11 protein-coding genes and 1 riboswitch are annotated in these 12,955 nt (G+C 60.7%); all 11 genes read right to left on the bottom strand.

Annotated features, from left to right (window positions below; all coding sequences use genetic code 11):
• Window positions 1–361: 361 nt before the first annotated feature.
• The 11 genes from AAAX35_RS09435 to groES all read right to left on the bottom strand — a co-directional run bounded on the left by AAAX35_RS09435 (window position 362) and on the right by groES (window position 12,333).
• Window positions 362–1,645: an aminotransferase class III-fold pyridoxal phosphate-dependent enzyme gene (locus tag AAAX35_RS09435; protein ID WP_349117442.1), complete on the bottom strand. Its 1,284-nt coding sequence runs from the start codon at window positions 1,643–1,645 to the stop codon at window positions 362–364.
• A 69-nt stretch (window positions 1,646–1,714) separates the two neighbouring features.
• Window positions 1,715–2,695, bottom strand: coding sequence for an acetylglutamate kinase (gene argB / locus AAAX35_RS09440; protein WP_117798529.1), 981 nt, complete (start codon window positions 2,693–2,695; stop codon window positions 1,715–1,717).
• Between the two features lie 81 nt (window positions 2,696–2,776).
• Window positions 2,777–4,045 (bottom strand): bifunctional glutamate N-acetyltransferase/amino-acid acetyltransferase ArgJ, encoded by a 1,269-nt coding sequence (gene argJ / locus AAAX35_RS09445; protein WP_349117443.1) that lies wholly within the window; start codon window positions 4,043–4,045, stop codon window positions 2,777–2,779.
• 134 nt (window positions 4,046–4,179) lie between these two features.
• Entirely contained in the window at window positions 4,180–5,250 is a 1,071-nt protein-coding gene (gene argC / locus AAAX35_RS09450) for an N-acetyl-gamma-glutamyl-phosphate reductase (RefSeq protein ID WP_349117444.1), read from the bottom strand.
• A 257-nt stretch (window positions 5,251–5,507) separates the two neighbouring features.
• Entirely contained in the window at window positions 5,508–5,918 is a 411-nt protein-coding gene (locus AAAX35_RS09455; RefSeq protein ID WP_349117445.1) for a pyridoxamine 5'-phosphate oxidase family protein, read from the bottom strand.
• A gap of 51 nt (window positions 5,919–5,969) precedes the next feature.
• On the bottom strand, window positions 5,970–6,416 hold the full coding sequence (locus AAAX35_RS09460; protein WP_117648255.1) for a pyridoxamine 5'-phosphate oxidase family protein: 447 nt from the start codon (window positions 6,414–6,416) through the stop codon (window positions 5,970–5,972).
• Between the two features lie 30 nt (window positions 6,417–6,446).
• Window positions 6,447–7,247 (bottom strand): energy-coupling factor transporter transmembrane component T, encoded by an 801-nt coding sequence (locus AAAX35_RS09465; RefSeq protein WP_349117446.1) that lies wholly within the window; start codon window positions 7,245–7,247, stop codon window positions 6,447–6,449.
• A complete protein-coding gene (locus tag AAAX35_RS09470) occupies window positions 7,247–9,151 on the bottom strand; it encodes an energy-coupling factor transporter ATPase (RefSeq protein ID WP_349117447.1) in 1,905 nt (634 codons plus the stop codon). The genes AAAX35_RS09465 and AAAX35_RS09470 overlap by 1 nt, the downstream gene beginning before the upstream one ends.
• On the bottom strand, window positions 9,148–9,738 hold the full coding sequence (locus AAAX35_RS09475; protein ID WP_349117448.1) for an ECF transporter S component: 591 nt from the start codon (window positions 9,736–9,738) through the stop codon (window positions 9,148–9,150). The genes AAAX35_RS09470 and AAAX35_RS09475 overlap by 4 nt, the downstream gene beginning before the upstream one ends.
• Window positions 9,739–9,743: 5 nt before the next feature.
• A riboswitch (FMN riboswitch) is annotated at window positions 9,744–9,935 on the bottom strand.
• A 370-nt stretch (window positions 9,936–10,305) separates the two neighbouring features.
• On the bottom strand, window positions 10,306–11,943 hold the full coding sequence (gene groL, locus AAAX35_RS09480) for a chaperonin GroEL (protein WP_055309443.1): 1,638 nt from the start codon (window positions 11,941–11,943) through the stop codon (window positions 10,306–10,308).
• Window positions 11,944–12,039: 96 nt separating this feature from the next.
• Window positions 12,040–12,333 carry a co-chaperone GroES gene (gene groES / locus AAAX35_RS09485; protein WP_022094351.1) on the bottom strand — a complete coding sequence of 98 codons (294 nt, stop codon included), beginning with the start codon at window positions 12,331–12,333 and terminating at the stop codon, window positions 12,040–12,042.
• Between the last annotated feature and the right edge of the window lie 622 nt (window positions 12,334–12,955).

Below are 12,955 nucleotides of genomic sequence, written 5' to 3' on the forward strand. Positions count from 1 at the left end.
TCGCCTTTCCTTCCATTCGTCACCTTCATTACTCCAACGACGAATTCTAGGCGGTGTCCCCGTCCTTTCTTGAAAGGGCGGAGGCGGGGCATGCCCCGCCTCTTACACCACATCTCTGTGCGCTACCTAATAGTCGGATCAAAATCGTGCATTCATCGCCATTTCGACTTGCCATCTGGCCTTATTAGTCCAAAATTGCTGCTATCAAATCGGTAGCAGTACTCATATTTGATGTTTTTTGACCAGCAGGTCTCCCTGCCTTAGCAAATCTAAGGCAAAACGGGTTCCAGACCGCTGAATCATGCCGCATAGGGCACGTCCGCAGTCCGGAACCCGGTCAAAATTGAGTTATTGCGCCGCGTTAGCCCAAAACACCCGACAGTATCTCGATCAGGCTGTCCACGTCGGCTTCCTCGCAGACAAGTGGCGGCAGGAAACGCAGCGTATGCGCACCCGTAGCGTTGATCACGGCACCGGCGGCCAGCGCGCGGGCAACAACATCATGCGCGTCGCCCGCGGCATCATCCAAATCACAGCCGAGCATCAAGCCGCGGCCACGTACCTCGGTCACGTGCGGCAGCTTGGCGAGCTTTGCCTCCATATAGGCGCCCACCTTGGCAGCATGGTCGGCATAATCGCCGCGCACGAGCGCGGAGAGCGTCGCGGCGCACGCCGCGACGGCCAAGCAGCTACCGCCAAAGGTCGAGCCGTGGTCCCCCGGCTTAAACACGTCGGCAATCTCCTTCTTTGCCACTACGGCACCCATGGGCACGCCATCGGCAATGCCCTTGGCAAGGCTCATAATGTCGGGCTCCACGCCATAGGTTTGGAATGCAAATGGCTTGCCAGAGCGGAAGATGCCGCACTGGACCTCGTCGGCGATAAGCACGGCACCCACCTCGTGCGCCAAGTCGCGCGCCGTAGCCATAAACTCCTCGGTCATGGGATGCACACCGCTCTCACCCTGGATCGGCTCGAGCATCACGGCACAAATTTCGCTCCCCAGCTGCTTAAAGATCGCACGCAGCTCATCCACATCGTTGGGCGTGCAGGCCACAAAGCCACCCGGCAGCGGGCGGAAGCTGTCCTGCAGCCAATCCTGCATGGTGGCGGCAATGGTCTCGAGCGTACGGCCGTGGAAGCCGCCGCGCATGCACACGATGGTGTTACCGCCATTACCGGCACGCTTGGCGTACAGGCGCGCGAGCTTCATCGAGCCTTCGTTGGCCTCGGCGCCAGAGTTGGCAAAGAAGGTCTCCCAAACCTGCTCATCCGCAGCCGGGGCACCAAGAGCAGCTGCCGTGGTCTCATCGCCGGCGACAATGGCATCGGCAAGCACGCGCGCACCATCTACGTCGTCGTTAGCAAGCTTGGACAGCAGCGCCGCGACCTGTCCGCGCTGCTCAATGTAGAAGTAATTGGAGACATGCATGAGCTTTTTGGTCTGTGCCTCGAGCGCCGAGAGCACAGCCAGGTTGCCATGACCTAGGCTGCACACGCCGATGCCGGCAAGAAAGTCGAGGTACTCACGGCCATCGTCGCCGGTGAGCTTCATGCCGTGACCCTCGACAAACTCGACCGGAGAGCGGCCAAAGGTATGCATAACGTAATGGGATTCAAGCGATTGCTGAGCTGCAAGTGACATGGGATGCCTTTCGTTGGGCGCCAGACGGCGCGGGGCTATGGGTGCAGGAATGGGGCGGCTGCGGGTCAGCTAGACCGTCTGAAGCTTCTCGACCTCGTCAAGGTTCTCGGTCAGACGCGCAGCAAACGTCGAAAGCGGATGCGGATGCGTATCGAACTCGTAAGCCGTCTCGGTGGAATGGATCACGGTGCCGACGCCGGCATCGGTCAGCAGCTCCAGGAGCAGCGAATGCGGCGTCGTGCCATTGATGATGTGAGCTCGGAACACGCCAGCGGTAAGCGCGTCGACAGCCGCACGCAGCTTGGGAATCATGCCCTTATCGACCTCGCCGCCGTAGAGCATTTCGTTAACCTCGTCGAGCGTTAGGTTGGAGATAAGCGAGTCCTTGTCGCTAAAGTCCTTGTACAGGCCATCGACATCGGTCAAAAAGATCGCCTTATGCGCGTGGAGCGCCGCGGCAACGGCACCGGCGGCGGTATCGGCGTTGATGTTGAAGAAACCGCCGTCCTCCCCCGCCGCGACGGTAGCGATGACGGGGATGTACTCGCTATCGAGTAAGCGCTCGATATAGTCGGTGTTGACGTGCGTCACTTTGCCCACGCGACCGAGCTCGGGGTCGAGCGGCTCGGCGATGAGCGTGCCGGCATCGCTGCCCGACACGCCCACGGCCAGGTTGCCGTGGTGGTTGATGGCAGCAACCAGCTCCTGGTTAACCTTGCCGCCCAGCACCTCGCGCACGATATCCATAGTCGCCGGCGTGGTCACGCGCTGGCCGTTCTTAAACTCGACGGGAATATCGTAATGGCTCAGCGCCTCGTTGATAGCCTTGCCGCCGCCGTGCACGATGACGGGGCGCATACCGATGATCTTGAGCAAAACGATGTCGCTCATCACGTCGCGGCGCAGCTGCTCATCAACCATGGCGGCTCCGCCATATTTGATAACAACCGTCTTGCCGGTCAGGTTCTTAATCCACGGCAGCGCTTCGAACAGCAGCTGCGCGGTTGCTTCGTTGGATTCGCTCGAACGACAATCGCGTGCGAATTTCATAATCTGCCTCGTCTTTCGTATCGTTATCGCGCCGTGCTCCGCTGTCCGCAATCGCGGCAAGATGCGCAGCGTGCCCGGAATCTAGGAACGGTAGTCGCCGTTGATGGAGATGTACTCATGCGTGAGGTCGCAGGTCCACACGGTCGTTGCCGCGTCGCCTGCGCCCAGGTCGGCCGAGATCACGATCTCGGGCGCCTCGAAACGTCGTAGAGCCTCGTCCTCATCAAAGGGAACAGTCAGACCGTCGCGACAGACGGGCATGCCCATCATGTCGATGGAAACGTCTTCCTGATTAAACTTCACGCCGCACTTGCCAAGCGCCATAGCAACGCGGCCCCAGTTGCAGTCGTGGCCGGCGATGCAGGTCTTAACGAGCGGCGAGTTGGCAACGGCGCGGGCGGCGATATCGGCCTCCTCGTCGTTCACGGCGCCGGTAACGTTGACCGTAACAAGCTTGGATGCGCCCTCGCCGTCGGCGGCGATGTTGCGCGCCAGGCTCTCGCACACCTCGTGCACGGCAAATGCCAACTCGTCGAAGGCATCAGTGCCCTCGACGATGGCCTCGGCATCTGCGGCAGCGGCGCCGGAGGCAAGCATGATGCAGGTGTCGTTGGTCGAGGTGTCGGAATCGACCGTTACCTTGTTAAAAGTCTGCTTGGCGGTCGAGAGCAGCAGGGCATGAAGTGCCGCAGGCTCGACGGGGGCATCGGTGGTGATAACTGCGATCATGGTGGCCATGTTGGGCATGATCATGCCCGAGCCCTTGCACATTCCGCCTACCGTATAGACATTGCCCGCATGACCCGCAGCCTCGCTGACATAGGACACGGCGTACTCCTTGGAGTGCGTGTCGGTCGTCATGATGGCGCGAGCGGCATCGGCGCCACCGTGGGCGGAGAGCGCCTCGTAGGCAGCAGGAATGGCGGTCTCAAACGTGTCGATCGGCAGAATCTGGCCAATCACACCCGTGGAGGCAACCAGAATCTGCTGGGGTTCGCAGCCGATGACCTGCGATGCGATGCTGCACGTCTCGCGCGCGCATGCAAGGCCGGTCTCACCCGTGGCGGCGTTGGCATTGCCAGAGTTGACCGAAACGCCGGCGATGACGCCATAGCCCTTGTCGGCACCGCCCAGGTTGGCACGGCTCACCTGCACGGGCGCCGCACAAAAGCGGTTAGTCGTAAACACGCCGGCACCGGGACAGGGTTTATCGGGCGCGACGAGCGCGTAATCCAGACGCTCGGGGTTCTTGCGGAACCCAGCGTGGATGCCTGCAGCCTTAAAACCAGCCGCAGCCGTAACGCCACCCTCGACGGCGCGAATCTTGATATCAAACAGCTCGGTATTCATCGTCTTTATGACTCCTTATGTCAAACAAAAAACGGACATCGGTTGGTGCGCCATGCCAGTCGTGATCATGAGACCAGCTTAAGAGTGGCGCCCCACTCGATGCCCGACTACCAAATCGTTAACAATCGAATGTGCTACACCGGGCACGCCACTGTGGGCAAGCCTCGTCGCTCGTCAAAGCCAAAGACGATGTTGGCGCACTGGACCGCTTGGCCCGCAGCGCCCTTGCACAGATTGTCGATGGCGCCCGTCGCCACCAGCACGCCCGCGCGCTTGTTGAGCGCGAGGCCAATCTGGGCGGCGTTGGTGCCGACGACCGAAGCCGTCTTGGGCTGCTGGCCGGCATCGAGCACGCGCGCAAAGGTGCGTCCAGCGTAGAACTGCTTGTAATAGTCGACGACATCCTCAAGAGCCAGGGAGTCGATGGCCTGCGGCGTGAGCGGCAGCGTCACCGTGGAGAGCAGGCCGCGCTTGAGCGGTGCCAGATGCGGGGTGAAGACGACGCGATCGGTCAGGCCAAGGATTTGCTCAATCTCGGGCGTGTGGCGATGCTTGCCCACGCCATAGGCTTCCAGGTTCTCGTCGGCGCTGCAAAAATGCGTACGAGCGTTGCAGGACTTGCCGGCACCCGTCACACCGCTGATGGCATCAACGATCACGGGGCCGCTCTGGGCAACCCAGCCAGCGCGCACGGCGGGCGCGGCGGCAAGGCTCGTTGCGGTGGGATAGCAACCGGCGCAGGCGACCAGCACGGGTTTGCCGTCGGCATGGTCGGATGCGGCGGTCTCCAAGTCCCGGCAGAATAGCTCGGGCAGGCCAAAGGCACGGGTCTTGAGCAGCTCGGGGCTCGTATGCTCGGCGGCATACCACGTCTCAAAGACGGACGCGTCGTTCAGGCGGTAGTCGGCCGAAAGATCAAAGCAGGAGACGCCCGATGCAAGCAGCGCGGGCACCTGTGCCATGGCAGCCGTGTGCGGCACGGCAAGAAAAACCGCATCGCAGCTCTTGAGCTCGGGGGCGTCATGCGTGGTGAAAACCAGATCGCTCACGCCGGCAAAGCTCGGATACACCGCAGACAGCGGCTGGCCGGCATCGGCGTTGGACGTAATGGCGACAAGTTCAAACTCGGGATGGCCGAGCACGAGGCGAATGAGCTCGGCTCCGGCATATCCAGCCGCGCCGACGATTCCAACCTTTAAAGACATATCAGACTCCTTGTCTGCGATTTATGCACCGATGCGCATTTCGCAGCGGTCGTTATGAAGTGGGTTGAAACTTTAGCACCAAAAGATGCATGAACACGTAAATGGCTTGCATATTCATGCATTGAAACATTCCCGACACATTCGCTTGAAGGAATTGACAAATGGAGCGGGCCCCGTATTGACCGGCGCTCCTAACGGCGTCGGGCAATACGGGGCCCGCCCATGCGAAAACCAAGTTGTTAGGATGAGCCAGCTGGCTAGAGCTCGACCGGCACCCATTCGTCGTGATTGCAGATAAAAGCCTCGGGATCCTCGACGCTAAAGAAGACGAGCGTGGGGTCGTTAGGCCCCTCATAGTGCTCGCCCAGGCGCTCTAGATGCTTCCACCCGGCTTCGCGCATTTTGTCTAAAGCCCGGTCATCCAAGCCGGCACGCCCGCGCAAGATGAGCCAGCCATGGCCCGGCCACCAACTCGTGGCCTCAAAGCGCTGATTTTGCAGCAGCTCCTGCCACACATCTTTGGTGCGCGCCGTTACAAACCACAGCTTGCCGTCCTGGATCTGCGCAAACGAAAACGGACGCACATGCGGCTGTCCGTCAACGCTCGTCGCCAAATACCATGCCGGCACTGACGTCAGATACTCCAACACCGTATTCAATCCGTCCATGTGTCCTCCTGGCATTAGCTAATTCAGAACGGGTAGTTAATTTGAGACGCGCTAGAGCTCCAGGCGCTCCTCGCTGCCGTCGATATCACAGAAGCGCGCGGCAATGTTGCGGACCGAAAAGAAAGCAAGACGGCCGTCGTTGGCACTCTCGTGTTCCTCGCCAATGCCCACCATGTGCTTAAAACCCGCTTGACGCACCTTGTCGCTCGCAACTGCGTCGTCCTCAAGTGCGGCTTCGCCGGTCAATACGATCCAACATTCCCCCGGCTTCCAGCCCGAGAGCTCAAACTTGGGATTCGCGCTCAGCTCCGCCCACACATCTTTGTCGCGCGACGTACAAAACCACAGTTTACCGTCATCGACCATGGCAAACGAAAACGGCCTCACGCGAGGCTGATGCCCGTCGGCTACATCGGTCGTGGCCAGATACCACGCCGGAATGCGCCTGAGATACGAACAGGCGCGCTCAAGCTGAGCCGTGCGGTCGTTGTCGGTCATAGGGACCCCTTTCTTGCGCTCGAATCGCGCCTAAACAAGTTGAAGGTTGATGACGATGACGCAGATGAGCAGCAACGCCGTCACCACCGCCGCCAACGCATCGCCGCGGCCAAATGCAAGCGCATGCAGGCGCGTGCGGCCCTGCTCGCCGTGATAGCAGCGTGCATCCATGGCGGCAGACAGCGTCTCGGCATGGCGGAACACGCCCGTGAACAGCGGAATCGCCACACTGCCGAGCATACGCACGCCGCCGAGCGGACCGCCCGTCATGCGCGCACCGCGGCTCGCCTGCGCATCGGCCGTCTGCTTCATCTCGGTGGCAAACTGCGGCATAAAGCGCAGCGCGATACCCATGATCATGCCGAGCTCGTGCGCAGGAAGTCCCACACGCGCAAACGGCGCGAGCAGGCGCTCAAAGCCCGCGGTGAGGTCGAGCGTCGGCGTGGTGAGTGTAATGGCGCTCATGCCGGCCATCATCAACGTCAGGCGGCACGCCATAAAGGCGGCAGAACGCAGTGAGCCCTCGCTTATCTGCAGAAAGCCGAGCTGCCACAGGATGCGCCCACTCTGATCGGTAAACAAGTTGAGCACCGCGACCACGACGACGATTGCCAGCAGCGGCGCCATCGATGATAGGACCCGGCACAACGGCACCCGGGACACGGTATAGAGCAGGACAACGAAAATTGCGACCGAGGCCAGTCCGCGGAAGCTGCTGACCGTGAGCGTCGTGATCAGAAACACAAAGCCCAAGAGCAACTTGGTTCGCGGGTCCAGGCGGTGGATTGCACTATCGCCGGGATAGTAACTGCCAAACGAAAACGCCTCCATCAGCAGCCCTCCTCTCGCGCGACCGTCTTGGATTTAGCAATGTCCGCGACGTTAGAAGGACCGTCCGAGCGACCGATCAGCAAATCTACCAACTCGTCGGCCAACGACTCAACCGTATAGAGCCCGCCGCGACGCAGCGGCACGCCCGCTTCCGCGAGCGCCAACGCCATGCGCTGAGCAGCAGGTACGCCCAAGCCGATCGACTTGAGCTCATCGGCATGCGCAAACACCTGCACGGGGGTTCCCTCGGCAAATACCGCACCTTCGTTCATTACGACGATACGGTCGCAGCAATTGGCCAGGTCATCCATGCTGTGCGAAACCATGACAACGGTCAGGCCATCGCGGTGAAGTCGATCGATGAGCCCTAGGAAATCCCTGCGCGCAGCCGGATCGAGCCCCGCCATGGGTTCATCGAGCACCAGGACTTCGGGCTCCATGGCGAGCACGCCGGCGAATGCCACGCGCCGTTGCTGACCGCCCGAAAGCTCAAAGGGACTCTTGTCGCCGACCGTGGAAAGGTCGAGGCCCACGCGTGAGAGCGATGACTCGACACGACGGTCGACTTCATCTTGCGGCAAGCCAAGGTTGTGCGGACCAAACGCCACGTCCTGCGCCACGGTTTCGGCAAACAGCTGACGCTCAGGATACTGAAACACCACGCCGACCTTGGCCTTAACCGCAGCGGCGTCTTTCTTGTTTGATAGGTCGAGCCCCAGCGCGCAAACGCTTCCCTCCTGCGGACGGATCAGCCCGTTGAGATGCTGGACCAGCGTCGATTTACCCGAACCGGTATGGCCTGCTAGCCCCAGGAACTCGCCGCGACGCACCGTCAGCGATACATCGCGCAGCGCCCACGGGCTGCTTGGGTCGTTTCCCCAGAGAACCTGTTTGCTCGATTTGCCCGCAGTGGCCGAGCGCTTATGCCAGCGGCGGCGCTCGCGCGGACTGAGCGAATAACTGTACGAAACATGGGATAGCTCGACGACGGGCTCCGACGCGTTCCCCTCGTTGTCTACCGGAACAGCGCCGTCAGCGATTTCCAACTGGGATGCGGAAGACTGCCCCGCGGTGCCTGCCCCACTCCGCTCGGCATAAGCCTGCGCAATCTCGGCGACCATATCCGCCTCACGCACCTGCGCGCAAACGGACACGCCCTTCGCACGAAGTGCCATGCCCAAACGGCACGACTCTGGCATGTCAAGGTTGAGCTGAACGAGTTCATTCGCCCGCGTCAGAATCTCATCGGGCGTGCCCAGCATGGCAACTCGTCCCGTCTGAAACACGGCGACACGATCGGCCTCGGCAGCCTCTTCCATAAAGTGCGTAATCATCACGATGGTCATGCCGCGAGCGTGCAACGCGCGGCAAGCCTTCATGAGGCCCTTGCGTCCACGCGGATCGAGCATCGAGGAAGCCTCGTCCAATATGAGCACGCGCGGTTCCATGGCGAGCACGCCGGCAAGCGCCACGCGCTGCTTTTGGCCGCCCGAAAGCGCATGGGTCTCGTGGCGCTCAAAGCCCACCAGGCCCACGCCCTTCAGCGCCTCGCGTACGCGCTGCGCAATTTGCGCCGATGGCACGCCAAGGTTTTCGGGACCGAACGCAACGTCATCTTCGACAAGCGTTGCCACCAGCTGGTCATCGGGATTCTGGAATACCATGCCCGCGGTCGAACGAATGTCGTAGACCAGCTCGGGGTCGGACGCATCCATGCCGTTGATGCGCACCGTGCCCGCATCGGGCTGCAGCAGCGCATTCAGATGCTTGGCAAACGTCGACTTACCCGACCCATTGCCACCGAGGATGCAGAAAAACTCGCCGTCCTTAATGCTCAGATCGATGCCGTCAAGCGCCTGGGCGGCACCGTCATAGCTAAAGGAAACGCCCCGACACTCAATCATGCGCGGCCTTTGACCTGGTCCTTTTTAGGCGTGATGAGGTTGGAGACCGCTTTATACACCGCCAGTGTCAACACCGAGTTAAGCACGGTCTTGATAAGGTTGAACGGCAGCACGGCAGGAATCATGAGCGGGGCGATCACATCGACCGAGCCATACCAGAACCATACGCCAATGGTAAGGTTTGCAACCATAGACAGCACCGTAGCGGCAATGACGCCGAGCACCAGGCCAATCACAGCACCCTTATAGGTATGCATCTTCTGGTACACGATAGCCGCGGGCAGAATATAACCCAGCGTAGCAACCAAGTTCATAAGCGCACCGACCCAATCGCCCGTGGTAAGCGCATGGATAACGATAGCCATAGCGGCAACAGCAGTGCCGGCGCCAGGACCATACGCAAACCCGCACACCATCGCCGGTACCAGCGACGGGTCATACGTCAAAAACGGCGCCGAAGGAAGGATGGGTAGCTGCACATACATAAACAACGCGCTCAAGGCACACATCAGCGCCATGGTAACGAGCTGTTTGGTGCTCCACCTATTCGTGTTCTCAAAATGGATATGCTGCGACTGTTCAGACATAAGATCACCTGCCTCTTTCATCCGGACTCTAACCGTTGGTACTGGGATCTCACCAGTTCAGCCGGCATGCGAACCAACACACGCTCGGGTCGCGGACTCATCGGCTCGGTCGCAGACGCCTCGCCTGCTCCACGGCGCCGTTTGGCACCGCCCGATTTACCGCCAGTGGGGAATTCCACCCCGCCCTGAAACAGCACTTGTAAGTGTAGCACGAGCAATCGTTCGCGCAAGTATGCCGAGGGTAATTTATGGTGGGGATCAGCTGCCGCAACAACCACGTTCCCCACCCATCCCAAAGTGATGCGCCTTTCGCGCAAAGCGCGAAACAGCAACCGGGACACGTATCCCTCACAACCACGTTCTTCTCCGCCCGCCGACCTCAAGGCCGTAAACGCAGGGAATCCGGGGGCGGGACGGGGACTTCTCTCCGGAATATTCCGCAGGACGCAAAGAGGCTCCGCAGCGCGAAGCGCGATGCGGAGCCTCTTTGCATGTCCGAGGACGTTCCGGAGAGAAGTCCCCGTCCCGCCCCCGGATTCCCGGTGGGAGTTCTAGACCTTGTCGGCCTTAGTACATACCGCCGCCCTGCTGACCAGCGGTAGCGGCAGCGATAGCATCCTCAAGCTGAGTGTTCTTGGGCACATCGGAGACGGTAGCCTCGGTGATGAGGATCAGGCTGGCGACAGAAGCAGCGTTCTGCAGGGTGACGCGGCTGACCTTGACGGGGTCGAGGACGCCCATCTCGATCATGTCGCCCCACTCGCCGTTGGCAGAGTTGAGACCCTGGCCGGCGGGCAGCTCGGCAACCTTGTCGACCACGACAGCGCCCTCAAAGCCAGCGTTCTTGGCGATGGTAGCGACCGGAGCAGTCAGAGCCTTCTTGACGATGTCGACACCGATCTTCTCCTCGGGGTCGTCGAGCTCAACGGCGTCGAGCGCAGGAGCAGCGTCCATGAAGGCGACGCCGCCACCGGCGACGATGCCCTCCTCGACAGCAGCGCGGGTAGCCTGCAGGGCGTCCTCGACGCGGTGCTTGATCTCCTTGAGCTCGGACTCGGTAGCAGCGCCGACCTTGATGACGGCAACGCCACCGGAGAGCTTGGCCAGGCGCTCCTGGAGCTTCTCACGGTCGAAGTCAGAGGTGGTGTTCTCCATCTCGCCCTTGATCTGAGCGATACGGGCGTCGATGGCCTCCTTGGAGCCAGCGCCGCCGACGATGACGGTGTTGTCCTTGGAGATGGTGACGGACTTAGCGGTACCGAGCATATCAGCGGTGATGTCAGCAACCTTCACGCCCAGCTCGTCCAGGGCAGCCTGGCCACCGGTGAGGACGGCGATGTCCTCGAGGATGCGCTTGCGGCGATCGCCGTAGCCCGGGGCCTTGACGGCGCAGACGTTGAGGGCGCCACGGATCTTGTTGAGGACCAGGGTCGGCAGAGCCTCGCCGTCGATGTCCTCAGCGATGATGAGCAGGCCACGGCCAGCGCGCTGGACAGCCTCGAGAACGGGCATGATGTCCTGAACGCTGGAGATCTTCTGGTCGGTGATGAGGATGTACGGATCCTTCATCACGGCCTCCATGCGGTCGTTGTCCGTGACGAAGTAAGCGGAGACATAGCCCTTGTCGAACTGCATGCCCTCGACGGTGTCGATGGTGATGTCGAACGTCTGGGAATCCTCGACGGTGATGACGCCGTCCTTGCCCACGACCTCCATGGCCTCGGCGATCTTCTCGCCGACCTCGGGGTCACCGGCGGAGATGGTACCGACGGAAGCGATCTGCTCCTTGGTCTCGACCGGCTTGGCCTGCTTCTTCATCTCGGCGACGGCGGCGTTGACGGCCTTATCGATGCCGCGACGGATGGCCAGCGGGTTGGCGCCAGCGGCGACGTTGCGCAGACCGTCGTTGACGATGGCCTGAGCGAGCAGGGTTGCGGTAGTGGTGCCGTCACCCACGGTGTCGTTGGTCTTGGTGGCGACCTCCTTCACCAGCTGAGCGCCCATGTTCTCGATGTTGTCCTCGAGCTCGATCTCCTTGGCGACGGAAACGCCGTCGTTGGTGATGGTCGGAGCACCGAACGTGCGCTGCAGCGCAACGTAGCGACCCTTGGGGCCCATGGTGACGGTAACGGCGTCGGCCAGAGTGTTGACGCCCTTGGCAAGCTTAGCGCGGGCATCGGTGTTGAACGTAATGTTCTTTGCCATGGTAGGTAATCCTCCAAAAGAAACGTGACTCGCGTCGCCGCTTCCGAGTCCTATGCGGCGGGCGCGTTCAAAGACGAATCAGAGATTCTGACGAGACTAGGCCTCGACGACAGCGTAGATGTCGTCGGCGCGCATCAGCAGATACTTCTCGCCGTCGACCTTGACCTCGTTGCCACCGAACTTACCGTAGATGACAACGTCGCCAACCTTGACGTCCATGGGGATGCGCTCACCCTTGTCGTTGACCTTGCCGGCGCCCACGGCAACGATGGTGCCGCGCTGCGGCTTCTCCTGAGCGTTGCTGGCGATATACAGACCAGAAGCGGTCTTCTGCTCGGCCTCGTCGGGCTTGACCAGAACACGATCTGCAAGCGGCTTCAAAGACGACATGCTTGTCTCCTCCTTTTTGGGCCGCGCGGTTATACCACGCGAATTAACCCTTTTTTGTTTGCGTACGCGTTGAATGGTACCCACGAATGGCGGGTTATACAACACGGAGTCAAAAAATCTTATTTTTTGGCACTTAGATTTTCTGAATGCCGGGGGATAACTTAGAAGTGGCTCCCGGGGCGGACCGGAGGGCATGAAGTTTGCTGCTCTACAGTCCTGCGCAAGACGGAAAGCACATTAAGTGCTTTCCTTTGCGTGCGGAACTCGCGACAAACTTCATGCCCTCCGGTCCGCCCCGGGAGCCAGGTTGACTAACTAGGGCCCGGAATTCAGAGAAGTCAGTGCAGCAAAATGGCGATGCGGATGGAATGCACAAGATAGGGGCACGTTGTTGGGACGCGCTCTTTTAAGTTGCGGTGGAATAGTTCCTGTTTTTGGGCTTGAAGGCCGATTTGGGGGTGCGGACAGAAAGTTGGACCGCGGGGCGGTCCGGACTTGGAGTGGGTATGATGAATTGGACACCTAGTTAAGAGCGAAAGGTGTTCAAGATGACCCAAAGAAGAAAGCGATACGACAGGCAGTTCAAGGTCTCGGCGGCAAAGGTGGTCCTGTCCGGGGAAAT

The organism is Collinsella sp. CLA-ER-H11 (assembly GCF_040092445.1).
Lineage (GTDB): Bacteria > Actinomycetota > Coriobacteriia > Coriobacteriales > Coriobacteriaceae > Collinsella.

Bases quoted from the DNA above. Each gene is read 5' to 3' on its own strand.
- AAAX35_RS09435 (WP_349117442.1), bottom strand. From the start codon at position 1,645: ATGTCACTTGCAGCTCAGCAATCGCTTGAATCCCATTACGTTATGCAT.
- argB (WP_117798529.1), bottom strand. From the start codon at position 2,695: ATGAAATTCGCACGCGATTGTCGTTCGAGCGAATCCAACGAAGCAACC.
- argJ (WP_349117443.1), bottom strand. From the start codon at position 4,045: ATGAATACCGAGCTGTTTGATATCAAGATTCGCGCCGTCGAGGGTGGC.
- argC (WP_349117444.1), bottom strand. From the start codon at position 5,250: ATGTCTTTAAAGGTTGGAATCGTCGGCGCGGCTGGATATGCCGGAGCC.
- AAAX35_RS09455 (WP_349117445.1), bottom strand. From the start codon at position 5,918: ATGGACGGATTGAATACGGTGTTGGAGTATCTGACGTCAGTGCCGGCA.
- AAAX35_RS09460 (WP_117648255.1), bottom strand. From the start codon at position 6,416: ATGACCGACAACGACCGCACGGCTCAGCTTGAGCGCGCCTGTTCGTAT.
- AAAX35_RS09465 (WP_349117446.1), bottom strand. From the start codon at position 7,247: ATGGAGGCGTTTTCGTTTGGCAGTTACTATCCCGGCGATAGTGCAATC.
- AAAX35_RS09470 (WP_349117447.1), bottom strand. From the start codon at position 9,151: ATGATTGAGTGTCGGGGCGTTTCCTTTAGCTATGACGGTGCCGCCCAG.
- AAAX35_RS09475 (WP_349117448.1), bottom strand. From the start codon at position 9,738: ATGTCTGAACAGTCGCAGCATATCCATTTTGAGAACACGAATAGGTGG.
- groL (WP_055309443.1), bottom strand. From the start codon at position 11,943: ATGGCAAAGAACATTACGTTCAACACCGATGCCCGCGCTAAGCTTGCC.
- groES (WP_022094351.1), bottom strand. From the start codon at position 12,333: ATGTCGTCTTTGAAGCCGCTTGCAGATCGTGTTCTGGTCAAGCCCGAC.